Annotated in this window: 23 protein-coding genes; 7 read left to right on the plus strand and 16 right to left on the minus strand. The window is 62.9% G+C overall.

Features of this window, described 5'->3' with window-relative positions:
* Nucleotides 1-562 precede the first annotated feature (562 nt).
* Nucleotides 563-1,444: an EamA family transporter gene (locus AB4Z43_RS15645; RefSeq protein ID WP_038648065.1), complete on the minus strand. Its 882-nt coding sequence runs from the start codon at nucleotides 1,442-1,444 to the stop codon at nucleotides 563-565.
* A gap of 137 nt (nucleotides 1,445-1,581) precedes the next feature.
* A complete protein-coding gene (locus AB4Z43_RS15650; RefSeq protein ID WP_441938241.1) occupies nucleotides 1,582-2,268 on the minus strand; it encodes an aspartyl/asparaginyl beta-hydroxylase domain-containing protein in 687 nt (228 codons plus the stop codon).
* A 777-nt stretch (nucleotides 2,269-3,045) separates the two neighbouring features.
* Between AB4Z43_RS15650 and AB4Z43_RS15655 the strand changes: the two genes are divergently transcribed.
* From AB4Z43_RS15655 to AB4Z43_RS15670, 4 genes are read left to right on the plus strand one after another with little or no spacing between them, the layout of a single operon-like run.
* Nucleotides 3,046-4,218 (plus strand): acyltransferase family protein, encoded by a 1,173-nt coding sequence (locus tag AB4Z43_RS15655; RefSeq protein WP_441938243.1) that lies wholly within the window; start codon nucleotides 3,046-3,048, stop codon nucleotides 4,216-4,218.
* Entirely contained in the window at nucleotides 4,215-5,321 is a 1,107-nt protein-coding gene (locus AB4Z43_RS15660; RefSeq protein ID WP_441938245.1) for a glycosyltransferase family 2 protein, read from the plus strand. Before AB4Z43_RS15655 ends, AB4Z43_RS15660 begins: the two co-directional genes overlap by 4 nt.
* 4 nt (nucleotides 5,322-5,325) lie before the next feature.
* Nucleotides 5,326-6,351: a glycosyltransferase family 2 protein gene (locus AB4Z43_RS15665; RefSeq protein WP_202362163.1), complete on the plus strand. Its 1,026-nt coding sequence runs from the start codon at nucleotides 5,326-5,328 to the stop codon at nucleotides 6,349-6,351.
* Nucleotides 6,351-8,135 carry an ABC transporter ATP-binding protein gene (locus AB4Z43_RS15670; RefSeq protein WP_441938247.1) on the plus strand — a complete coding sequence of 595 codons (1,785 nt, stop codon included), beginning with the start codon at nucleotides 6,351-6,353 and terminating at the stop codon, nucleotides 8,133-8,135. Before AB4Z43_RS15665 ends, AB4Z43_RS15670 begins: the two co-directional genes overlap by 1 nt.
* 486 nt (nucleotides 8,136-8,621) lie before the next feature.
* Here the strand turns inward: AB4Z43_RS15670 and minE are convergent, their stop codons facing one another.
* Genes minE through minC form a run of 3 tightly spaced genes read right to left on the minus strand, consistent with a single transcriptional unit; the run spans nucleotide 8,622 to nucleotide 10,584 of the window.
* Nucleotides 8,622-8,897 (minus strand): cell division topological specificity factor MinE, encoded by a 276-nt coding sequence (gene minE / locus AB4Z43_RS15675; protein WP_010910548.1) that lies wholly within the window; start codon nucleotides 8,895-8,897, stop codon nucleotides 8,622-8,624.
* Nucleotides 8,894-9,709: a septum site-determining protein MinD gene (gene minD / locus AB4Z43_RS15680; protein WP_010910549.1), complete on the minus strand. Its 816-nt coding sequence runs from the start codon at nucleotides 9,707-9,709 to the stop codon at nucleotides 8,894-8,896. The genes minE and minD overlap by 4 nt, the downstream gene beginning before the upstream one ends.
* A 53-nt stretch (nucleotides 9,710-9,762) precedes the next feature.
* On the minus strand, nucleotides 9,763-10,584 hold the full coding sequence (gene minC / locus AB4Z43_RS15685; protein WP_441938250.1) for a septum site-determining protein MinC: 822 nt from the start codon (nucleotides 10,582-10,584) through the stop codon (nucleotides 9,763-9,765).
* A 330-nt stretch (nucleotides 10,585-10,914) separates the two neighbouring features.
* Here minC and AB4Z43_RS15690 point away from each other — a divergent pair, with 330 nt between their 5' ends.
* Nucleotides 10,915-12,564 (plus strand): N-6 DNA methylase, encoded by a 1,650-nt coding sequence (locus AB4Z43_RS15690; protein ID WP_441938252.1) that lies wholly within the window; start codon nucleotides 10,915-10,917, stop codon nucleotides 12,562-12,564.
* Here AB4Z43_RS15690 and AB4Z43_RS15695 read toward each other — a convergent pair.
* Nucleotides 12,561-13,763: a hypothetical protein gene (locus tag AB4Z43_RS15695; protein WP_441938254.1), complete on the minus strand. Its 1,203-nt coding sequence runs from the start codon at nucleotides 13,761-13,763 to the stop codon at nucleotides 12,561-12,563. The genes AB4Z43_RS15690 and AB4Z43_RS15695 overlap by 4 nt on opposite strands.
* Nucleotides 13,764-13,862: 99 nt before the next feature.
* Here AB4Z43_RS15695 and AB4Z43_RS15700 point away from each other — a divergent pair, with 99 nt between their 5' ends.
* Entirely contained in the window at nucleotides 13,863-14,717 is an 855-nt protein-coding gene (locus AB4Z43_RS15700; protein ID WP_441938255.1) for a hypothetical protein, read from the plus strand.
* Between the two features lie 70 nt (nucleotides 14,718-14,787).
* On the opposite strand, the gene AB4Z43_RS15705 is transcribed toward AB4Z43_RS15700, so the two are convergent.
* Together AB4Z43_RS15705 and AB4Z43_RS15710 are read right to left on the minus strand one after the other, a co-directional pair.
* Entirely contained in the window at nucleotides 14,788-15,111 is a 324-nt protein-coding gene (locus AB4Z43_RS15705) for a hypothetical protein (protein WP_441938617.1), read from the minus strand.
* The gene (locus AB4Z43_RS15710; RefSeq protein ID WP_441938257.1) at nucleotides 15,044-15,448 is read right to left on the minus strand and encodes a DUF2934 domain-containing protein; all 405 of its coding nucleotides are present in this window, start codon (nucleotides 15,446-15,448) and stop codon (nucleotides 15,044-15,046) included. The genes AB4Z43_RS15705 and AB4Z43_RS15710 overlap by 68 nt, the downstream gene beginning before the upstream one ends.
* Before the next feature lie 142 nt (nucleotides 15,449-15,590).
* Here AB4Z43_RS15710 and AB4Z43_RS15715 point away from each other — a divergent pair, with 142 nt between their 5' ends.
* Nucleotides 15,591-16,088, plus strand: a complete 498-nt coding sequence (locus AB4Z43_RS15715; protein WP_019859436.1) for a hypothetical protein — start codon at nucleotides 15,591-15,593, stop codon at nucleotides 16,086-16,088.
* 36 nt (nucleotides 16,089-16,124) lie between these two features.
* Here AB4Z43_RS15715 and AB4Z43_RS15720 read toward each other — a convergent pair whose 3' ends face one another.
* From AB4Z43_RS15720 to AB4Z43_RS15755, 8 genes are all read right to left on the minus strand, one after another.
* Nucleotides 16,125-16,274, minus strand: a complete 150-nt coding sequence (locus tag AB4Z43_RS15720; RefSeq protein ID WP_013894378.1) for a hypothetical protein — start codon at nucleotides 16,272-16,274, stop codon at nucleotides 16,125-16,127.
* 15 nt (nucleotides 16,275-16,289) lie between these two features.
* On the minus strand, nucleotides 16,290-16,613 hold the full coding sequence (locus AB4Z43_RS15725; RefSeq protein WP_038648089.1) for a DUF2934 domain-containing protein: 324 nt from the start codon (nucleotides 16,611-16,613) through the stop codon (nucleotides 16,290-16,292).
* A 192-nt stretch (nucleotides 16,614-16,805) separates the two neighbouring features.
* Entirely contained in the window at nucleotides 16,806-17,045 is a 240-nt protein-coding gene (locus AB4Z43_RS15730) for a DUF680 domain-containing protein (protein WP_019859439.1), read from the minus strand.
* Nucleotides 17,046-17,393: 348 nt separating this feature from the next.
* Nucleotides 17,394-17,999 carry a BA14K family protein gene (locus tag AB4Z43_RS15735; protein ID WP_441938261.1) on the minus strand — a complete coding sequence of 202 codons (606 nt, stop codon included), beginning with the start codon at nucleotides 17,997-17,999 and terminating at the stop codon, nucleotides 17,394-17,396.
* A 124-nt stretch (nucleotides 18,000-18,123) separates the two neighbouring features.
* Entirely contained in the window at nucleotides 18,124-18,645 is a 522-nt protein-coding gene (locus AB4Z43_RS15740) for a DoxX family protein (protein WP_441938263.1), read from the minus strand.
* A gap of 327 nt (nucleotides 18,646-18,972) precedes the next feature.
* The gene (locus AB4Z43_RS15745; RefSeq protein ID WP_020628939.1) at nucleotides 18,973-19,452 is read right to left on the minus strand and encodes a tetratricopeptide repeat protein; all 480 of its coding nucleotides are present in this window, start codon (nucleotides 19,450-19,452) and stop codon (nucleotides 18,973-18,975) included.
* A 203-nt stretch (nucleotides 19,453-19,655) separates the two neighbouring features.
* The gene (locus AB4Z43_RS15750) at nucleotides 19,656-20,627 is read right to left on the minus strand and encodes an MBL fold metallo-hydrolase (RefSeq protein ID WP_064981900.1); all 972 of its coding nucleotides are present in this window, start codon (nucleotides 20,625-20,627) and stop codon (nucleotides 19,656-19,658) included.
* Between the two features lie 121 nt (nucleotides 20,628-20,748).
* Nucleotides 20,749-20,979: a DUF680 domain-containing protein gene (locus tag AB4Z43_RS15755; protein ID WP_019859444.1), complete on the minus strand. Its 231-nt coding sequence runs from the start codon at nucleotides 20,977-20,979 to the stop codon at nucleotides 20,749-20,751.
* Between the last annotated feature and the right edge of the window lie 164 nt (nucleotides 20,980-21,143).

The raw sequence follows: 21,143 nt of genomic DNA on the forward strand, positions 1-21,143 counted from the left end.
CCAAAACCGCCGCCACAACCCGCTCGCGAAGATCATTGGAAAGAGGTCGGGTCATCAGATGCTGGCCTCCACTCCAGCCAGCATCTTGAATCACAAAACCGACAAATCGGGAATCCCCTTCGATTCCATCAAGCCGTGAACCGCTCTAAGGAACGAGACCGTTATTTGCTTTGCCGGATTTCCGTAGATGACAGTTCCGAGTTCGTCCACACGGACCCAGCCGTCATGATGTGTGACGATCCTCGTATGGGATCCGGCCGAATTTCCCGATGGTTGAACCGTCATCGTCGCGACATAGTCGGGGACATTGGCCGAGGGCGCATAGGGTATGTCGCCTGCCCACGCCGGAGAACCTGCCAGAACGAGGCCCGCCATGATCGGTAGTCTCATCATGGCTTCTCCCCCGCGTGCCACGCAGCTGCCAGCCGTACGATTCCCGGCAAGAGCGGCGATTTTGCGACGACTGTGCGACCGGGCTCCAACCTCAGCGTCAAGTTCTGACGACAACAGGGCGCCGGCTCGCGCCAAAATTGACGTCGCCGGGCGGTCCTGGCGTCCACCTTTATTCCGGCGACGGCACCGGCGGCTTCGAGGTCAGCGCCGTCCCGGCGGCAGCGACAATGACGGCGGCGATGCCGGCCAGTTGCGGCGGGGTCAGGCTTTCGTGCAGGAACAGGAAGCCGGCCAGCGCGCCGAGTCCCGGCTCCAGGCACGTCAGCGTGCCGTAGATGCGGGCCGGCATGCGGGTCAGCGCCACCATCTCCAGGAAGAATGGCAGCGCGCTGGAAAACAGGCCGACGAGCAGCGCGCTGACCAGGATCGACGGCGCCAGCAGCCCCATTCCCGCCTGCGCCACGCCGAAGGGCAGCACCAGCACGGCGGCGATCGCCATCCCATAGGCGGTGGTGCGGGTGCCAAGCTCCGCACCCGCCTTCTGCGCCAGCACGATATAGAGCGCCCAGAAGCCGCCGGCCGCCAGCGCCAGCATCACCCCGGTCGGATCGAGCGGCTGCAACGAGTGGATGAACGGCGACAACAGGATGATGCCGGCCAGCGCAAGCGCGATCCAGGCGAAGTCGCTGGCGCGCCGCGAGGTCAGCGTCGCCACCAGCAGCGGCCCGGAAAATTCCAGCGCCACGGCGACGCCGAGCGGGATCCTGGCAAGGGCTGCATAGAACAGCAGGTTGAGCGCGCAGAGCGTCACGCCATAGGCCACCAGCCACGGCAAGGTGGCGCGCGTCGGCCGCATCTGCCAGGGCCGCAGCACCGCGATCAGCATCAGCGCGCCGATGACCAGCCGCAGCGTCGTCGTGCCTTGCGCGCCGATCTGCGGGAACAGGGTTTTGGCGAAGGTGGCGCCGATCTGGATCGACACCATGGCCCCCATCAGCGCCGCGACGGGCAAGGGCGCCGCTTCGCGACTGGCAACCGGCATCGATGTCACTTTGGTTTTGTCCTTCCCTGCCGCGATATGCAGACGCGGCAGTATCGGGATAGGCCGAACCGGCTTGCCTGTCCTGAGGCAGTGAAGGCGGCTTGATAGGGTCAAGACAGTGCGAGCGCGCTGGCGCCCTCGCCGATTCAGCCGCTGAACGACACGCCCCGGCGGCGCATGCCCGCCTGCACGCCGCGCACGATCATCCGGGACAGTATTTCCATGTCCCAGGGCATGCCCGGGCGCCAGACATCCAGCAGCAGGGCGATGCGCGCTTCATCGGCGTTGTTGATCACCTCGTGCGGATAGGTGTCGTCCCACAGCATGCCTTCGCCGTCGGTGATCCGTTTTTCCTGATGGTCGATCATCATGATGGTTGCCGGGCGGCCATCGGCCTGGCGCGGGATGACCAGGCCTAGGTGAAACCGCATGATGCCGCGGAACGGCCCGCGATGGCTGGGTATGTGCTTGCGCGGCGCCAGGAACGAGATAGCCGCCGATTTGACTTCCGGGCATTCGGCAAGCAAGCGGCTGAGAACCGGCATCCGCGCCAGATTCGCCGGCACCCCCGTGTCATAGGCCTTGAGCACGAACATGCGCCAGTCGAGACCGTCATTGGCCGAGATATCGGCCTGCTCCGGCATGATGTCGTGGAAGCGCGGGATCTTGCCCAGACGCACGCCAAGCGCTTCGTCGCGGATATCGCGCCAGGCGCCGGTGAACTTCGCCGCGTTGGGAAATTCGCTGGCGGTATCGAGGATCGCCGGCGCGTCTATGCGCCTTTCATAGACACGCCGGATAACATCGGATGCAAGATCGTAGGTGCGCGACATCGCATGGCCTCCGTCGCATCATAAACGGACGGCCCCCGATTTTGGTTACACATTTTGTTCACGACGCCGTGCGCCGTATCAAAAACATATATCGCAAGTTGGAGGTCACCTCGCGGCGCTGTGAGGCGCTGGCGAGCCATGGTTTTGCCGTATGAAAGGCCTTTCCAGCAACCTGCAGCTTGGCCGGATGCCTGCTTTTGAGGGAAGCAAGCCGCGTGGTAAGCCAACGAAAGAAGGCTACTATGCTGCATCGCAAAAAGCTAACGATTCCAGTTCATTCGCCGGATGATTCCGAATGAACCAAAATAGGTAAAATGTAGATTCTTAAATCTCGAGGTTTTTTTAACGAAAATTCCGATGCTTCCTATCTGCTCGAGCAGAAATGTTTCCGATCAACTAACGCGAGCAAGCCAATACAACTCCAACCAAAAAGTTGAAGAGCTATGGGGAATTTCCAGAATCCGAAAAAATTGCGGATTTTTGCCAATTTTTGGCCTTGCTCACATAAGTATTTCAGGTCGCTAAATTTTTTGTGTTGCGCTGCACAATGCGGTGACCGAACCATCCGCTGGGGGACTCGTTTTGCGACTGGACATACGCCGTGAAGGATTCCGCCGGGTTGACCGACTTGAGCCGTCCGTCCGTCGATTGCGAGATCGACCCAGGCAGGCTCGCACAGCGCGGGTTTGATGGCGCCCCGGCGAATTTCGCGTGCATTGGTCTGCCGCTCGAAACGGCACTCTGCCAGCCTCATCGCGGACATCGGGCCCCCCGCTGATGGCAAACGCCCGCGACATCCAGCTGGACGCGCTCAGGGCCATCGCCGTGACGATGGTGATGTATTCCCATTTCTACGCGGCGGGAGGATCTTCGTTCTGGGGCCATATCGGCGTGCGGCTTTTCTTCGTTCTGAGCGGCTTCCTGATCACCCGCCTGCTCCTGGAAGCGCGTTCGGCCGCCGCGTTTGAAGCCGGCCCCGCGCTGCGGTCCTTCTACATCAGGCGGGCGCTGCGGATATTCCCTCCCTATTTTGCCGTGCTGGGTTTCGTCTGGCTGTTCGATCTGGAGCAGTCCAGGGGATCGCTGGTCTGGCATGCGCTTTACCTGTCGAATTTCTGGTATGCGCTGCGCAATGACTGGAACCCCTGGGTTCTCTGCCATTTCTGGAGCCTGAGCATCGAGGAGCAGTTCTATATTGCCTGGCCGCTTGTGGTCCTGCTGGCCCCATACCGGCGCTTCGAACAGATCTGCATCGGCGTCATCGCGCTATCCTTGGCCTATCGCTTCTACTGGCCGGTCACCGCCACTCCGGCGCTGGCGCGCGACCTGCTGCCGCCGGCATCCATGGACGCGCTGGCGTCGGGCGCGCTGCTTGCCTGCTGGCGGTCGAGGGGCGCCGGCTTGCCGCAATGGATGCGGCTGGGCTGGCCTGCCTTCGCGGCCGCGTTCCTGATGATCGAGTGGTTTGTCCCGGCACCTCCCGATCCAACGCTGGAGTGGGCCCGCTGGCTGCTGCTGCAAGTCCTGCCCCTGGTGCCGCTGATGGCCATCGTCGCCGCCTGTTCGCGCGGCCTTGGCGGCATCCCCGGCAGGTTTGCGGAGCTGCCGCCGCTGCTCGCCCTCGGCCGTATCAGCTACGGCGTCTATCTCTATCATCCGATATTGCTGTCGCTCGCCGTCAAGTCGCAGCCCTGGATTCCACTTAATGTCTCGGAGCAAGGGTCAGGACGGTTCCTGGTTGCAAGCATTGCCACGATTGTCGTGGCCGCGATTTCCTGGCTGGTTTTCGAAAGGCCGCTCAACAGCCTCAAGCGCCACTTCCCCTATGTCCGGCGAGCCCAGGCAGGCCGTGCCGGCTGGTTTGCGAGGCCGGTGGAGGCCTATCCCGGCGGATCGCCCGACGGCCGCGCGCCATCTCTCGACCTCCCGCGGACGGATGCAAGACCATGACCGCCGCGCCGCTCGTTTCCGTCCTGCTGCCGGTCTACAATGCCGGCCCCTACCTTGCCGCAGCACTTGGAAGCATCCTGCGGCAAGACTACCGCCGCCTGGAGGTCGTCGCGATCGACGACGGCTCGAGCGACAATTCGCTCGAGATCCTCGAGCGATACCGGCAGGCCGACAGCCGCGTCTCGATCATCTCGCGCGAAAACCGCGGCCTCGTCGCGACGCTCAACGAAGGGCTGGCGGTCGCCAGCGGCGAGCTGGTCGCGCGGATGGACGCCGACGACGTCGCCTATCCCTGGCGCCTGGCGCGCCAGGTGGCGCTTTTCGAGCAGCGGCCCGAGCTCGGCTTCTGCGGCGCCGGCGTCGACATGCTGATCCGCGGCCGCATCGCCAGGGGCAAGCCCGATCCGGTGTTCCGGTTCGGCCGCATGCCCATATTGGCGATGTTCTTCACCATCTTCATGCACCCGACGGTCGTCTACAACAGGAAGGTCGTCGAAGACGCCGCTCTCCACTACGACCCGACCTACAGGCACGCCGAGGATTTCGATCTCTTCAGGCGGCTGGCCGCTCGCTACCCGGCGGCCATGATGCCCGAGAACCTGCTCGTCTACCGCGTCCATCAGGCAAGCGTGACCAGCCGGCACAGCAAGGAGATGCGCAGGACGCATTTGCGCATCGTGGCCGAGAACCTCGAGCGTGAGGGCCTCGCGGAAGCCACGTGGGACCTGCGCGACATCGGCGAAGCGGTCAGCTTCGACACGGTCACCCGCGCGGCCGACTTCATCGTCGCGCTGGAGCAGCAGATCCGCTCCCTGCCGGCCGAGACGCGGCCGAGCTTCGAGGCCGGCGCTCTCAACCTGTTCTATTTCCTCTACCAGCTCGTGACCGACGAAAGGCAGCCGCCCCTGACGCATGAATTGCTGACGCGGACCGCGAAGTGGAACGCCATCCGGCGGCGCGAGAAATATGCGCTGCGGCCGGGCGCCTTGGCACCCTGGCTGAGCCTCGCCTCGCTGTCGGCCGGCAAGCAAGCGGACGCCGTGGAATATTTCTTCAAATCCGCGCCCGCCGCGGCGGTTCTGGCATCTCATCAGGTGGGCTAGAGGAATGACGATCAAAGCCCACCAGCCTCTGCGGCGCGAGCGATCGACGGCGCTTGGCGGCGCCCCGGCCGGACCGCGCCCGGACCGATCGGCGCCGGAAGTCAGCTTCATCATCTGTACGCGCAACCGCGTCGCGGTGCTCGAGGCTTGCATCAAGTCGGTGCAGGCCGCGTGCCGTGCGCATGCCGGCTTCGCGGCCGAGCTCGTGGTCGTCGACAATGGCTCGAGCGACCGCACGGCGGAACGGCTGGCCAGCATCGCCGCCAAGTCGGACATTCCATTCACGCCCGTTAACGAGCCACGCCCCGGGCTGGCGGCGGCCCGTAACGCCGGGTTGAGGCGCGCCAGGGGGCGCGTACTGGTCTTCGTCGATGATGATTGCGCCGTGCATTGCGACTATCTGCGCGATCTGGAGCGACATTATTCTTCCGGGGAACAGGGGCTCATCCGGGGAGGCCGTGTCGAGCTTGGCGATCCCAGGGACCTGCCTTTCACGATCAAGCGATCGCGGGTGCGCGAGCGGCTGACGCCCGATATTCATCCCGGCGGCTTCGTGTTGGGCTGCAACATGACCATGCACCGCGACGTCGCGGCCCGCATCGGCGATTTCGACGAGCGCTTCGGCGCGGGCGGGCCGTTGCGGTCGGCGGAGGATACCGACTACCTCGTGCGGGCGGTGCTGCTCGGCATCCCGGTCGAGTATGTGCCCGACATGACGATATTCCACCACCATGGCCGGCGCGATCGCAAAGCCATCGAAAAGCTCCACCGCGACTACAGCCTGGGCAATGGCGGGCTCTGCCTGAAACATGCCCGCCATGCGCCCTGGCTGCTTCGCCATTTCTACTGGGCCGTGAGAGGCGCCCTGCGGGAATTGGCGGGCGGGCCTGCCTTCGATCGCGAACTCGATCTGTCGCATTGGCCGATCGTCGGCATGAATGTGCTCGGCGCGGCCAGATACGCACTGCTGGCGAGACGACCGCAGGCCGAGCCGGTGCGGCAGGACCAACAAGCCAATGCCGAGGCCTGATGCCATTGCTCCCGCCTAGCCTGCCGATGCTGTTCCGCGCCTTCGGGACGCGGCAACTGCGCCTGGTTCCGGCCGTGGTCGTCCTCGGCCTGGTCGGCGCTGCCCTCGAAGGGTTCGGCATCGGCCTGATCATCCCCCTGCTGGGCATCATCATGGGACATGGCGATGCGACGGGAATGGCGGGCTTCTCCGCTGTTCTCCAGCAAGTCGGATCGGGCTTCAGCGATCGCGACCGGCTCGTCGTCATTTCGGCCGCCATCCTCGGCTCGATCGTCCTGAAGAACATCTTCGGCTTCGCCAACACGCTGCTGACGACCTTCATCTCCGGCAAGGCCAGCCATTCGATCCGCAGCGCACTGTCGGAGCAGCTGCTGCGGGTCGGCTATCCCTTCTTCCTGCGGCAGAGCCCCGGACGGCTGCTCAACATCATCTCGAACGAATCCTGGCGGGCATCGGACGCCATCCAGATCATGCTGTCGTCGGTCGTCAGCGCATCGGCCGCCATCATCCTGCTGGCCTTCCTGCTGCTCTTGTCCTGGCGCATGACGCTGCTGGTCACGCTCGGCCTGGCGCTCGTCCAGATCGCGCACGCCATCCTCTCGGCCAATCTGAAGGAGCCCAGCCGCAGCGTCGCTTCGCGCAACAGCCACCTCGCCTCGCAGATGCTGCATCTGGTGCATGCCGGTCGGCTGATCCGCATCTTCGGCCAGGAGGGCCGGGAGAAGGCGATCTTCGACACCGCGTCCGATGCGGTTCGCCGCGCCTCCTTCGTCCTGCAGGTCCGCCAGGGCGCATTGCCGCCGCTGACGGAGGTTCTCCACGCCATGCTGTTCCTGGCGGTGGTGATCGGCGCCTGGCTGGCGCAGGTGAGTTTCCCGCTGATCATCGCCTTCGTCATCCTGCTCTACAGGCTGCAGCCGCATATGCAGGCCCTGCAGGGATCGTGGAGCCAGCTGCAGGGCCTGAGCGGATCGCTGGAAGAGGTGACATGGATGCTGGATCCCACGGGCAAGCCCAAGCCGCCGCAAGGCGATGGGCCGTTCCACGGTTTGCGCAGGGGCATCAAGTTCGATGACGTGACGTTCACCTATTCCGGCACGGACCAGCGTGAAGTGGTGCTGCATGCGGCGACGTTCGAAATCAACAGCGGCCGCTCGACGGCGCTGATCGGCCGCTCCGGCGCCGGCAAGACGACGATCGTCAATCTTCTGTGCCGCTTCGTGGAACCGGACACGGGCAGGATCCTCGTCGATGGATCGCCACTGGACCGCATCGACGCCAACCAGTGGCGGCGCCACATCGCGCTGGCCAGCCAGGAGCTGGAGCTGGTCGACGGCACCATTTTCGAGAACATAAGCTACGGGCAGGACGCGGCGACACTCGCAGACGCCGAGCGCGCCGCGAGGCTGGCCGAGGCGCATGAGTTCATCGAACGGCTGCCTCAGGGCTACGAGACGCTCGTCGGCTACAGGGGCGTCAATCTGTCGGCGGGACAGAGGCAGCGGATCGCACTGGCCAGGGCGCTGGTGCGCGACCCCGATCTGCTCATCCTCGACGAAGCCACCAATGCGGTCGACGGACTGTCGGAAGCGGCCATCGTCGAGACGCTGAAGTCGAGAGCGGGACGGCGCACGACCATCGTCATCAGCCACCATTACAGCACCATCTCGTTCTGCGACGACGTGGTGATCCTGAGCGGCGGCCGGGTGAAGAAGCAGGCCCCCTTCGGCGCCCTGGCATCACTCTCGATGGACGAGCTCTACCAGCATGAACCGCAGGACTGACAAGGGCCGGGACCGCGATTCCTGGTGCGCCGCTCGGCCATCCGAATCAAGGGCCCATGACGTGCCGCTGGCACCCTGCGCGATCGCACCAATGCCATGCGGTGCCCGGCTCGCTACCGTTCCTTCGCGGCGGACCTGTCGATCCGCCCGGGCCGGTGCCCATCGCTTACTCTCCAGATGCGGCGCCGGCCTCCCCTCGCTCTGGTCATCCGCTGCCTCGCGCAGACGGCGGCGTGAGGGTGCGGGGCTGCGCTGGCCTCGCAGAATCTGGGTTCCTCGCCCCCACGAATGTGGGGGAGAGGTGGCTCGGGCGAAGCCCGAGACGGAGCGGGGGAATGGCTCGGCCTCAATGAATTCAGGGGGCACCGGCGAGCGCCGCGCTGCCCCCTCTCCGACCGCTTCGCGGCCACCTTGCCGGGGCGAGCCACGGGTCTCGCCCGTCCTTCGGACCCCCCGCTTTGCGGGGGCGAGGAAATGGCGTCGGCGCTATCCCGCGATCGCCATCGGCACGGCGCTCTTGTTGGGGATCTGGATGTCGATCTCCAGCGTCGACATGGTCTCGCCTCGGTCCATCGAGACCTGCAGGTAGTCCTGGTCGATCTGCACGTGCTTGGCGATCACCGCCATGATCTCCTCGCGCAGGATGGAGACGAGGTCGGGCTGGCTGCGGTTGCGGCGCTCATAGGCGAGCAGCACTTGCAGCCGCTCGCGCGCCACCGGCGCGCTGGAGCGCCGCTTGAAAAGGTCGAACACGTTCATCATGCCGCCCTCCTTCCCAACAGACGGTCGAGGAAACCTTTGCGCTCGAAGGGGACGACGACCGGCAGATCCTCGCCTTCCAGCCGCCTTGCGGCGTCGATATAGGCCTTGGCCGCGGTGTTGAGCGGCTCGGACAGCGTCACCGGCGCACCGAGGTTGGAGGCGCGCAGCACATCCTGGCTTTCAGGAATGATGCCGAGCAGCGGCACGGACAGGATTTCCAGCACATCGTCTATGCTGAGCATTTCACCCCGCGCGGCGCGCCCCGCGTCATAGCGGGTGACCAGCACGTGCTTGGCGATCTGCTCGCCCTGTTCGGCGCGCATGGTGCGGGCGTCGAGCAGGCCGATGATACGGTCGGAATCGCGCACCGACGACACTTCCGGATTGGTGACGATGACCGCCTCGTCGGCAAAGCGCATGGCGAGCTGCGCGCCGCGCTCGATGCCGGCCGGGCTGTCGCAGAAGACATAGTCGAACACCGAGCGCAGCTTGTCGATAACCTCGCCGACGCCCTCTTCCGTCAGCGCGTCCTTGTCGCGCGTCTGCGAAGCCGGCAGCAGGAACAGCGTGTCGACCCGCTTGTCGCGGATCAGCGCCTGCGACAGCTTTGCCGTGCCCTGGATGACGTTGACGAGGTCGAACACCACGCGGCGTTCGGCGCCCATGATCAGGTCGAGGTTGCGCAGGCCGACGTCGAAATCGACCAGCGCCACCTTCTTGCCGGTCTTGGCCACGGCGGCACCGAGCGCCGCCGTCGAGGTGGTCTTGCCGACGCCCCCCTTGCCCGATGTGACCACCACTACCTTGCCCATGAAAAAAGCCTCCGTTGTTGTTCGTTTTATCCCAGCCGCCCTGACGACCGTTCTCAGCTCAGTGTTTCGACGCGCAGGCCGTCGCCGTCGAGGAAGGCCTGCACCGGCTTGCCGCGCGACACCCCTTCCATCTCTTCGGCGGTGATGTACCAGCCGTCGACAGACAGAAGCTCGGCCTCGTTGCGGCGGCAGAAGATGCGCGCGGCGGTGTTGCCCAACGCGCCCGCCGAAGCGCGCCCGCGCAGCGTGCCGTAGACATGGATCGAGCCGGCGGCGACGATCTCCGAACCGGACGCGACCGAGCCCAGCACGATGACATCGCCATGCGCATGCATGATCGCCTGGCCGGAACGGATCGGCGCCTTGATCATCAGCGTGCCCGAATCGTAATGCGAAACCTGCGGCTCGCTTTCCTCAGTCTTGCTTGCGCCAGCCTTGCTCTTGGCAACGCCGCCGGCGTCAACACCATGGTCCGGCGCCCTGCCCTCGGCGGCCTTGCCGTCCGGCTTGCCGGAACCCTCTTGCCCGCCCTTGCGGCCAGGCAGCAGCCCCTCCGTCGTCGCCTCCTTGGCGCCGACCAGCAGAGGCGGCAGGTCAGGCCCGAGCGAGGCCCCTTCCAGCTCGATGGCATAGATGCGGATGCCGCGCGTCCCCAGCTCCGCCACCAGTGCCGCGATCTCGCTCGTCTGCGGCTTCAGCGTGTTCAGATCGAGCAGCACCGGCCGCCCGGCAAAATAGCCCGGCGAGTTGCCGATCCAATGATCCAGCCCCTGCAGCCACTCCACCATGGGCGCTTCCGGGGTCAATGTGAAAGCGACGAAAGAACGGGCACGAAAGCGAATGGATTTGGCCTCGAGGGGAGCGGCAAAGGTCACGGCTGGCGAATCCTTACTGAGAGGTAAACGCTAGCGAGGGAATGGTTAACGAATGGTTAACGAGGGGGGTGGAGGAGCGGACAGATCCGTTTGGAATCACGCTAGTGCGATAATCGAGCTTTCTCCCATACGAAAGCGAAGTGTCTCGCAAAAATTTTTGATGTCCGCACAACCTGCCTGATGTACTCGCGCAAAGGTTGTGCTAGTCAATTGACTACGGACTCGCGCAACATCTATGGATTGCTAAACTCGAAGTTTCCTAATTGCAGATTCGAAAATCGTCTATCGTATTTCGGGTAGTGAAGGCTGACAGCCGATTCGAGAGTGAGCATGAATTTTATCGAGAATATGAGCGCGCAGAAGCTACGGGGCGGCTACTACACACCGTCTGACCTGGCTGCCTTTATCGCTAGGTGGGTAAAGGAAATCGGTCCCAAGCGCGTGCTCGAGCCCAGTTGCGGCGATGGCGCCTTCTTCGGCGCGATGGCAGAGGCTGGAGGCTTCGGCAAAGCCACGATCGTCGGGTTTGAGCTCGATGTCGATGAAGCTGGCAAGGCCCAATCCCGCGCCAACGAGCTAGACCTCAAGGCGGAGATCCGCGCCGAAGACTTCCTTAGCTGGGCCATTGAGCATGCCGATCACCGGAGCGCTAAATTCGATGCAGTGGTCGGAAATCCGCCATTTGTCCGCTACCAGTATCTTCCCCAGCCATTTCAGGTGCGTTCGGAACAGATTTTCGGCGCGCTGGACCTGCCGTTCACCAAGCACACCAACGCTTGGGTGCCATTCGTCCTAGCCTCCATGACCCTGCTGCGGCCGGGCGGTCGCCTTGCCATGGTCGTGCCAGCCGAAATCATTCATGTCACCCATGCGCAGTCTCTACGGTCCTATCTGGGTCGCGAGTGCAGGCGACTGGTCATCATCGATCCGGAAGATCTCTGGTTCGACGGCACGCTGCAGGGTGCGGTTATCCTGCTTGCGGAAAAGCGTCAGAACGAAGCCGAGAAGGCCGAAGGGCTGGGCATGTTCCCCGTCAAGGGACGCGAGTTTCTGAATATGAAGCCAGCTGACCTGTTCGAAGCTCCGCAGGCCATCAACGGCAAGACGGTGCAGGGTAAGTGGACCCGCGCACTCCTGCCGCTCGAAACCCGCTCGCTGTTCGATCAATTGGCGGAACATGACGACGTACACCGGCTCAAGGATATCGCCAAGGTTGATGTTGGCATCGTAACCGGCGCCAATAAGTTCTTCCTCGTCTCAGACGAAACCGTCCAGAGCTACAAGCTAGCGAAATGGGCTCACCCCATGTTCGGCCGTAGCGAGCATTGCCCAGGGGTCATCTACGACGAGAGGCAGCACCGCGCGAACTCGGCTAAAGGTAACCCTACCAATTTCCTGTGGTTTAAGGACCGCAAGGAAGCCATGCATGCGACCGCCCAGAAATACATCGCCAATGGCGAGGCCGAAAAGCTGCACACCCGCTACAAGTGCCGCATCCGCTCGCCTTGGTTTACGGTGCCTTCGGTATACGCAACCGAAATAGGCATGTTAAAACGGTCGCACGATACGCCTCGGCTTATCCTGAACACGCTCCGCGCCTACACGACCGATACCGCTTACAGGCTTCGGGCCAGTAAGGTGGTTGCCGAAAAGCTGGTCGGGGCTTTCATCAATCCGCTTACAGCCCTGAGCGCCGAGCTGGAGGGCCGCCACTATGGTGGTGGCGTGCTCGAACTGGTGCCCTCAGAAATCGAAAAGCTGCTTGTTCCGGTTTCAGAAGATGCCGAGATCGACTTGCAAGAGCTGGATAAAGGCATCCGCTCAATGCCGACGGATATGGTGTTAGACAAGCAAGGGAAGACCATCCTTGGCGCCCTCGGCCTAAGCCGTGCCGACCAGCGCCGGGTGCTGGAAGGTTGGCGTGGTCTCCGCGACCGCCGCCACCGCACCTCCAGCGAGTCCCTCGCCGACGACGCCTAGTCAATCTCCACCACGAACCGGGTCGGGTCAGCCTTGTCCCGGTACATCGCCAGATTGCGGCCGATAAGGCTGGTATTTCTGACGTAGACTCCCATCGGTCCCCAGCTCAACCGAGTCATCGCATTGTGCTGTTCGTAGCTGCGAGTGTTCGTACTAGTGGTGTGGCCGATTCGCAGATCGTATTTGCCGTAGTCGATGCCCTTGATGACCAAGCGGAATTTCGCAAACGCCTCGTCCACCGTGGGTGTCGCAGCGGTCCAGGTCAAAGCCGGAAAGACATCGTCGCGGAAGTAGTGGCGATGGTCGACCTCTTCCGGCAGCAGCCCCTTATCTAGATTTATGGATCCAGATGGATTGGTGTTCCTGCCCGCTATGGGGATTGTCAGATCGCGGCGCGTCAGGGATTTGCTCTCCCAGACGAGTTCAAGTTCAACGCCGACTGAGGGTGGCGGCGCAGGCGCCGCTGCCGGAGCTGCAGCAGCCGGGTTAGCGACTGCAGGAGCTTGCTTGGGGGGTGCCGCCTTAGCCTTCCGCATTGCACGCCGCAGCATTGCAACCCGAAGCTTGATGCGAGGGATGGTATCCGCGGCGCCGGCACCGCCTCCTGCGGACTTCGAAGGACGTGGCGGCATCACCGCCATTTCATCTGTCAGCCTTCCAGCCGTCAGCATATCGTCCAGCGTCTTCTTATCCTTGATGTGCAGAACGTTGTCGGCGTGATCCTTGGGCATCGCCAGAAGCTCATTCTCGACCGCGTCGACAACCTTCTTGTCGACCGCGTTGGCGAGGTCGAAGTGGAGGACCAGCCCAGCCTCAATGTTGTTGTTCAAGCCACCCAACGTCAGATTGGCGCTGCCTATCATCATCCGCGCTTCCTTGTCGCCGCGTACCAGGAACAGCTTGGGATGGAACACTATAGTGCGGGCACCGGTGTCGACGGCGTAAAGCGTGATGTCCTTTACACCTAGAAGCCGCATCATCGCCTGGTGCGATGTGATGTCGTTGCGGATACCAGCAAAGACAGTCAGGAATTTCGCGCTCGGCTTAAGCTTGTCCTCGATAAGCCCTACGCCGCTCTCGCTGGCAAACGCCACGCTGACCAGCACGCTCTTAATGTCGGCAACCTCGAACAGCTCCCTGAGCGCGTCCTTATGAGTGCGCTTGGAAAAGCCCTGTAGGATGAATTCTTTTGTCGCCACGGTGTTTGCCCCCAAAACTGAGAGAACTTAGCGAAATGCTTTTGATTCGGCTAATCGGTAGCTAAGTTGTAGTAAACGCCAGTACCGGGGGGAGACACTATGGCAGCCATTGAAATTCCTGCAGGCTTTGAGAACGAACAGCGACCGTCACTAATCGTGGCGCTGTTCAATGAAAAGCCAATCGACGCAGGCCAGATCGGCCGCTTGCTGGCGGATTTTCAAGCAGACTACCGCCGGCTCTATGGTCGCTCGCTTGTGGTGGGACGACTGGAGACCGGCTCCCACTGGATTAGCCTGCTCGACGAAGCCGCTTGGACAATCGGAACCGGGGTTGCGACGGCGTTAGCCATTGAAGGGGGGAAGATTCTCTTCGCTTATGCCAAACAAATAAGAACCTCCTTCAAGCACGCTGAAACATCCCTAAAAGCCTTACCTACCACGCCAAACGACAGCTTCGTCGAGGAATTGCGGTGTGCGGAAAGCCTAGTTAAAACAGCTGAGGATGGTGAGGCGGCGTTCCAGCTTATATTTGACAACGCTCCGGACGGCTCCGGCCGCAGAATGTTCTTGCGTTATGAATCGAAGGATACCAAGAGGCTTTCCAAAGGGTTCAAGCGCGACAAATCTGCACGACGCAAACATCAGAAACTCGTGACGCGCCACAGCACCGCTCCGGCCCCTATGCAGGCTCTGATTGGAGACGATGTGTCCCACACCGCGTTGATCCGCGACTTCAGCCAAACTCTCGATAAAGTGTCCATCACGGGTTCCACCGACGAAATACGCACTTTGATTGATTTGATTGCCAATACCTTAAAGTCCCTAACCGGCGGCACTCAGGTTTTAGAGCAGCTAGCGATCGCCATGGAATTGAACGGTAAAATGGATATTTCCATGATGATCCGTGGTCATATTCCTCCTAGAGATTGTATTCCGCCGATTATATCAGGTTAATCCCTGATAATAATACTTTTCATCGACAATACCGTCTCTATAATATAGGATAAAAAATCGCTCCACATTTTTAGACCAAAGTATGTCGTTCTGGTGGAGGAACATCAACTAACGCCCGGTGAGCCTCGATTCCAATGTCAATCCTAGGCAACAATAATTCAAAACTACTGCCGGAGCCGATGCCTTGATTTGCCGATCCATGATTAGCCACGTCTTTAACTCGCATTTGCCGTAACAAGTTTGCCGCCTGCCACGCGACGCTACAATCGTCTGCTGGCATAGCCACTCCGCCGCCTCGCACGTCAAACGTCCCCAGTTTGTGCCGCTTACCGGCCTTCTCGTCCTTCTTGCGTGAATAAAGCCGGTATTTGCCGTCCTTGAGTTTGCGGATCATCTCGTTCTCCCCGGTCAGGATTTGGCGCCCCTCCTCGCCTTGAAGCCACGCGCTGCCTGTTCCGTCGCGGCCGGTCAGCGCCCAGCCGATCGATCAGCGCCTGCGCCTCGTCGCCCGACAGGCCGGTGCGCACGGCCAGTTGCTCAACCTCCAGAAGGTCAGTGCTGGCGATCTCGCTAGTTTCTGGCAGCGCGTCGTCGGCCGTAAGCGGCAAAGCGACCACCCTGTCGATCTCCATTTCGGCCTGGTGCCAGTGGCGCTCGTGGTCGCCATGGGCGCCATCTTCGCGCTGCCAGATTGCGTGGGCGCGGTCCCTGATCTTGTCGTCGTCGGCCATCGTGCCTGCTCCGTCGGGGTGAACGCCGCGCCGGTCCGAACGTGGGAACGACAAACCCCGCGATCAGTTATCCCGCCCCGTGGAGTTCGGGAACGCAGCCATGCTAGCCTCCATCGAGCCGGCTGAAGCTCGGGGGCAAGTCATGTTGGATCAATGGACTGATTTCTTCGTCATGGTGGGCGGCGGCGCGGCGGGGCTTGCCGGGTTGATCTTCGTTGCGATCTCGATCAATCCCGAACGCATTGTCCGCAACACGACGCACAAGAACCGGGCAATCAACATGCTGTCGGGCTTCAGCGCGATTTTCATGGCATGCAGCCTTGCGCTTCTGGGTGGTCAATATCTTCCGGCACTCGGCCTCGAATGGCTTTTGCTCTGGGGCATAGCGACATTCATCTTCGTCAGGGGATATGTCGTGGCCATCAAGGCGGGGATGAGCACCATCGGGTTGACCGGGCCGCGGTTGGCGGGCGGCACGATGTGTTACCTGGCCGAGGTTGCAGGCGCGATTTTCCTCATTCTCGGGCGCGGCGTGGGCCTTTACATCGCGGCCCTTGGAACCATCGTCCTGTTCGCCTTCCTGATTTCAGGCGCATGGCTCCTCATCATTGGCATCTACGAAGAGCCGGCCAAGGGATGAGGTGGACACCCGGCGCTGCAGAGGCCAGGCGCCCCCTCAATGCCGCTTGAAATACTGCACCTCGCGCTCATGCTTCTCCGCCGCCTCGCGCGTCTCGAATGTCCCCAGGTTCCGCCGCTTGCCGGTCTTCTCATCCTTCTTGCGTGAATAGAGCCGATATTTGCCATCCTTGAGTTTGCGGATCATCTTCGCTCTCCCCGATTAGGATTTGGCGCCCTTCCTGGCCTTCAGCCCGCGCGCCGCCTGCTCGATTGCGGCGCGGTCGGTGCCCAGGCGGTCGAGCAGCGCCTGCGCCTCGTCGCCGGATATGCCGGTGCGCATGGCCAGTTCCTCGACCTCCAGAACGTCGGTGCTGGCTATCTCACGGGTCTGCGGCAAGGCGTCGTCGGCCGTCAGCGGCAGAGCCGCTTCCCTGTCGATCTCGGCCTCGGCCCGGTGCCAATGATGCTCGGGATCGCCGCCGCCTTCACGCTCCCAGATCTGGTATGCGCGCTTCTGGATCTTCTCGTGCCTTTCGTCGCCCATTGTCGTTCCTCCTTCGTGTCAGGGATGAACGCCGCGGTGATGGGATTGATCCAAAAAATCAGCGTGATCGCTGGTCCGGGTGGAACTGCCGGATCGGTGGGAGGGCGCGAGGCGCCGGGCAGGACGCAAAATGATCCAGGCGGCGGGGCAAGCCCGCCACCTGGATACAGGCCGTATTGGGCAGCCTTGATATCAGTGGCCCCAGATGCCCTGGCCGTATTCGGCCGGCATGTCGAGGATCGACTGTCCCGCCGCGCTGCCGGTGATGCTCTTGGTGACGCTCGGGTCGACCGCCTTGGAGGACATCATCGAATGGGTGGTCGGGTAGCTGCCGGCGGCCGGGACGAAGTCCGAGCCGAAATGGTCGGAGCCGGCGAAAGCCATGCCGGAGGCGAACAGGAACGCAGCAGCAGTCAGAATGATCTTCTTCATTTCAAGTCTCCATCTCTACAAGTTGACATCGGCCTCGACGCGCCGCCCGCATCGCGTTCGTGAGGCTGTGTGTTCATGGTCTCGGGCGAAACCGGCCAACCGCGACCCCCACAGGATCCCTGCGGCTGCAGGTTTCAGCGCACTCGGTTCATTGTTGCGCTGTTGGGCGTCTTGTAGGGGTGTGGTGTTTGTGCGGGCGTGGGAAAGGGCGTGGTAAGAACCGCTCAAAGAGTGGAATTTTGCGTGGAATGCGGCCGCAAAGCGCTGCGCGCCCTAAATCGGGAGCCTCCGCCTAAACCGTGAAGCGAAGTTCTGCCCGCACCTTCCATGGCAAGCGGCGCGCGTCGCCTATTCGCACTGGCGCCTGGGTCCACCGGAATAGGGCTGGTAGCTGTTGTCCTCGGGACGATACGAGCGGTAGCGGTTGAAGCAGGATTGGACGTGGTCGTCCGAAAGGTCCGCTGTCGCGACCAGCGGCGCCGCGCCGCCCTCGTCATAGCTTACTTCGTCGGGAGCGGCCTGGCCGGCGTCGGCACTGGTGTCGAGATAGGGCGAGACGCAGGGGCGCTGCTGTCCGCTGTAGGACATGTAGCTGTTGTCGTCGGGGTTGTAGGAGCGGTAGCGGTCCGCGCACCAGCTGACATGGGCAGCCGGCAGCCTGGCCTGCTGCTCGTCTGCCCCGGGCGCCACCGCGGCTGTCTTGGTCGGGTCGACCGACTGCACCCTGGCGGCGGCGTCGGGTGCGGGAGGCTGCGCGGCGGCCACGCGCTCCAGGCCCGGCGCGGCCTTGTCCACGGGCTGTGCGTCCTTGGTCCACAGTTGCGAGACACTGTCGGTGGGCCTGGCCTGATGCACGGGCTTGGCCAGAATCAGCCAGGCGGCGAAAGCCAGCCCGCTGGCGAAGACCGCAAGGGTGAGGACGAAGCCTGCGACCAGTGCCAAAACCGCTTTCATCACACACTCCTTGCGTCCCCGCTAATAGAATGCGGAGCACCGGGACTGGTTCCAGCGGGCGAGCGTGTTGCAGGGGTCGGCACTGGAGCGGCTGGCGAGGCACAAGGCGGCAGCCCTTGCTGCCTCAAACCGGCAGCCGCACGTCCATGGAGAACTCGCTCTCCACGGCCAGCAATGCCTTGACCATTTCCCTGTCGCGCTGGCGCTTTTGCAGGTGGCGGGCCAGCAGCCAGTCCAGCGAGATCCGGCCGGCGCCGACGGCGGCCAGCACGAACATGCCGCCTGATATGGCCAGGTCCTTTTCGAAATGCAGCAGCTCGTTCTGGCTGGCGAAGTTGACGTGGAACAGCAAGGCCGTGGACAGGCAGAACAGGCCGAGCCCGATGCCGCCCAGCCGCGTCAGCAGCCCTGAAGCCACCGATAGCCCTGCCCCCAGTTGCAGCCCGATGGTGGCGACGAACAACGGCAGCCCGACGCCTTGCGCGGCCATCGCCTTGGCGGCGCCGTCGAAATGGGAGGCCAGCGTCACGCCCTCATGCAGGAAGATGAAGGACATGAGCAGGCGGCCGGCAAGCAGGGTCACGTCCCTGATGTGGTATTTCGTGGCGAGGCCGGTGAGCTTCGCGGCGAATTCGTTCGGTGTCATGGTCAGCCTCCAATCTTTGAGCACAGGCAAGCGCCGCGCGCCGTGCGACGCGCGAAAACGGCGCCTGCCGGATGTGATGTTCGAAAAGGCCGGAGCCGGCTCGAGGGAGAGGCGCCGGCTCCGGCAATGGGCGCCAGCCACGAGCGCCCAAACTGTGGTGGGGGACTGGATCGGTCAGTGCCAGTCCCCAACTCGGGCCGCTTGGCGGCCACCTCTCCCCCGTCCGCGACTGATCAGCTCGAGGCTTGATTGCCCCGTGGTTCCCCCAACGCATGGCCAAGCTCATGCCGTAGCCACGTCCGTGGGGGAGTTGGAACGGGTCACCGCTTACTGCGTCACCTTTGTGTCGATGGCCTTTTGCAGGTCGGAAAGCTCCTCGCAGCCGGCGGGGCAGAGTTTCTGCAGCGAGGCCAGCTGCTCCTTGGCCTTGTTCATGTCGCCGGTCTCGACATAGAGCTCGCCCAGATATTCGCGGGCGGCCTTGTGGTCGGGCTTCAGCTCCAGCGCCTTGTTGTAATAGGTCAGCGCGGTGGTGACGTCGCCGGTCTTGCGCAGCGTGAAGCCGAGCAGATTGTAGACATCTGCCTGCTGGTTGTCCTGTGCGAGGTCGCGCAGATCGGCCAGTGCGCCCTTGTAATCCTTGGCGGCGATCTTGGCCTGGACGGCGGTGAGATCGGGTGCGTCGGCGCCCTCGATATCATCCACCGCATAGGCGGGCATGATCGTTGCGACGGGAACGACGGTCAGCACGGCGATGGCGCCGAGCAGACCGAACAGGGCGTTTCTGCCCAAAAGAAGCTGTTTCATTGTCTTTCTCGCTTGGTTTGTGCGTTAGCGTTGAGAGACCGTTTCGAAATTCGCTCTGGCGAGTCATAGGATGGTGGGTTCGAGAACCGGAGCGCCGCGGACGTTCGGGTCCGTGAGCTCAGCTCTACTGCGTCGACGCAGTAGAGCGGGGAAGCGCGGAAAACGCCTTCAGATGGCCGCCAGAGTAGAGTTTCCAAACGGTCTCATATCTGAACGGGCGTGAAGCCATAGGCACTGCCGTCCTTGACGAAGACGCCGGTGCCGGGGAACGGGAAGTGCGAACCGGAAATGCGGATATTGTCCGCGATCACCCGGTCGATGATCTTGTGGCGCGTGGTGATCGCGGTCGGCCCATCCTGGTCGTAGCTGCCCTGCCATTCCGGATGCGGCGCCAGCAGGGCCGGCACATACATGGTGTCGGCCGAGATCATCAGCTGCTCCTTGCCGGAATTGGCGAGGTACACCGAATGTCCCGGCGTGTGGCCGGGGGCGGCGATGATCTGGATGCCGGGCGCCACTTCCGCGCCGTCCTCGACCAGCTTCCAGTTCTTCCATTTCGGGAAGTTCTCGGCGATGCGCTTGCCCGCCGGCTTGCGGCCTTCGGGCAGCTTGGCCAGCCGGCTCGGATCGGTCCACCAATTGTATTCCGTGGCGTTGACGATCAGCTCGGAATTGGGGAACACCGGCGTGTTGGTGCCCTTCTCCATCAAGCCCCAGACATGGTCGGGGTGGAAATGCGAGATCATGATGGTGTCGATCGCCTTGTAGTCGATGCCGGCGGCGGCCATGTTGGCCGGCAGATGCGTGGCGTTGGCCTGCCACTGGCCGACGCCGGAGCCCGCATCCATCATGATCAGCTTGCCGCCCATCTTGAGCACGACGACGGTGAGCGGGATGGGCATGAAGTCGGTGGTCAGCCCTGCCTTGGCAAGCGCCGCCTTGGTGTCGTCGACGGAAACATTCTTGATGAAGGCCGGGTCGTGCGGCTTCTTCCAGATGCCGTCATAGATGGCGGTGACCTCGATATCGCCGACCGTGTATTTGTAGAAGCCGACGGTCGGCTCGACGGACGTCTCGGCGAATGCGGGGCGGGTGAATTCAAGCTTGCCGGCAAGGCCGAAAGCGGCAGCGGCGGCGGCGGATTGAAGCACTGTGCGGCGTGTCATGCTGAACATTGTGGTCTCCTGTGGGTTGCGGTGGCGGCAAAAGATCGCGGTCGACGGAGGGCCACGCCACATGGCCCCCCGTCCTGATCGCGGATCGGGTCGGGACCTCGAGGCTGTCCCGCCCCTGAACTCAGCGGCCCCAGATGCCCTGGCCGGGTTCGTCCGCATCAGTTTTGGTCGCCGGCCGGCTCGGTCCGGTCGTCTTGGCATCGACATAGGCCGTGTAAGGGATCGAGGCGGTGGCATTGGTGTCGACGGAAGCGACAGGCTGGTTGGAGTTGTTGGCACCATGGTCGCTGCCGGCAAAGGCAGCACTCGAGGCAAGCAACATCGCAGCCACGCTGAGAGCGAGCTTGGTCATTTCAGGTAAATCCTTGTTTCGTTTCTTCGCGTCGCGGGCCGGATTGGCCCCGCTGAAGGGAAGACCCGGCAAGGCGGTGCTTTATTCCCGAGGGCAGTGAGATTTTTGGAAGGGGCGGATTTGAGGGATCGCGGCCTGGCAGAGCCTGGGTGAAAGGCGGCGGC

The organism is Mesorhizobium sp. 2RAF45, assembly GCF_052115225.1.
GTDB classification, from domain to species: domain Bacteria; phylum Pseudomonadota; class Alphaproteobacteria; order Rhizobiales; family Rhizobiaceae; genus Mesorhizobium; species Mesorhizobium jarvisii.

Excerpts from the sequence above, each read along its gene's own strand:
- AB4Z43_RS15650 (WP_441938241.1), bottom strand. The coding sequence starts at position 2,268 with ATGTCGCGCACCTACGATCTTGCATCCGATGTTATCCGGCGTGTCTAT.
- AB4Z43_RS15655 (WP_441938243.1), top strand. The coding sequence starts at position 3,046 with ATGGCAAACGCCCGCGACATCCAGCTGGACGCGCTCAGGGCCATCGCC.
- AB4Z43_RS15660 (WP_441938245.1), top strand. The coding sequence starts at position 4,215 with ATGACCGCCGCGCCGCTCGTTTCCGTCCTGCTGCCGGTCTACAATGCC.
- AB4Z43_RS15665 (WP_202362163.1), top strand. The coding sequence starts at position 5,326 with ATGACGATCAAAGCCCACCAGCCTCTGCGGCGCGAGCGATCGACGGCG.
- AB4Z43_RS15670 (WP_441938247.1), top strand. The coding sequence starts at position 6,351 with ATGCCATTGCTCCCGCCTAGCCTGCCGATGCTGTTCCGCGCCTTCGGG.
- minE (WP_010910548.1), bottom strand. The coding sequence starts at position 8,897 with ATGATGAACGTGTTCGACCTTTTCAAGCGGCGCTCCAGCGCGCCGGTG.
- minD (WP_010910549.1), bottom strand. The coding sequence starts at position 9,709 with ATGGGCAAGGTAGTGGTGGTCACATCGGGCAAGGGGGGCGTCGGCAAG.
- AB4Z43_RS15690 (WP_441938252.1), top strand. The coding sequence starts at position 10,915 with ATGAATTTTATCGAGAATATGAGCGCGCAGAAGCTACGGGGCGGCTAC.
- AB4Z43_RS15700 (WP_441938255.1), top strand. The coding sequence starts at position 13,863 with ATGGCAGCCATTGAAATTCCTGCAGGCTTTGAGAACGAACAGCGACCG.
- AB4Z43_RS15705 (WP_441938617.1), bottom strand. The coding sequence starts at position 15,111 with ATGATCCGCAAACTCAAGGACGGCAAATACCGGCTTTATTCACGCAAG.
- AB4Z43_RS15710 (WP_441938257.1), bottom strand. The coding sequence starts at position 15,448 with ATGGCCGACGACGACAAGATCAGGGACCGCGCCCACGCAATCTGGCAG.
- AB4Z43_RS15715 (WP_019859436.1), top strand. The coding sequence starts at position 15,591 with ATGTTGGATCAATGGACTGATTTCTTCGTCATGGTGGGCGGCGGCGCG.
- AB4Z43_RS15720 (WP_013894378.1), bottom strand. The coding sequence starts at position 16,274 with ATGATCCGCAAACTCAAGGATGGCAAATATCGGCTCTATTCACGCAAG.
- AB4Z43_RS15725 (WP_038648089.1), bottom strand. The coding sequence starts at position 16,613 with ATGGGCGACGAAAGGCACGAGAAGATCCAGAAGCGCGCATACCAGATC.
- AB4Z43_RS15730 (WP_019859439.1), bottom strand. The coding sequence starts at position 17,045 with ATGAAGAAGATCATTCTGACTGCTGCTGCGTTCCTGTTCGCCTCCGGC.
- AB4Z43_RS15735 (WP_441938261.1), bottom strand. The coding sequence starts at position 17,999 with ATGAAAGCGGTTTTGGCACTGGTCGCAGGCTTCGTCCTCACCCTTGCG.
- AB4Z43_RS15740 (WP_441938263.1), bottom strand. The coding sequence starts at position 18,645 with ATGACACCGAACGAATTCGCCGCGAAGCTCACCGGCCTCGCCACGAAA.
- AB4Z43_RS15745 (WP_020628939.1), bottom strand. The coding sequence starts at position 19,452 with ATGAAACAGCTTCTTTTGGGCAGAAACGCCCTGTTCGGTCTGCTCGGC.
- AB4Z43_RS15750 (WP_064981900.1), bottom strand. The coding sequence starts at position 20,627 with ATGTTCAGCATGACACGCCGCACAGTGCTTCAATCCGCCGCCGCCGCT.
- AB4Z43_RS15755 (WP_019859444.1), bottom strand. The coding sequence starts at position 20,979 with ATGACCAAGCTCGCTCTCAGCGTGGCTGCGATGTTGCTTGCCTCGAGT.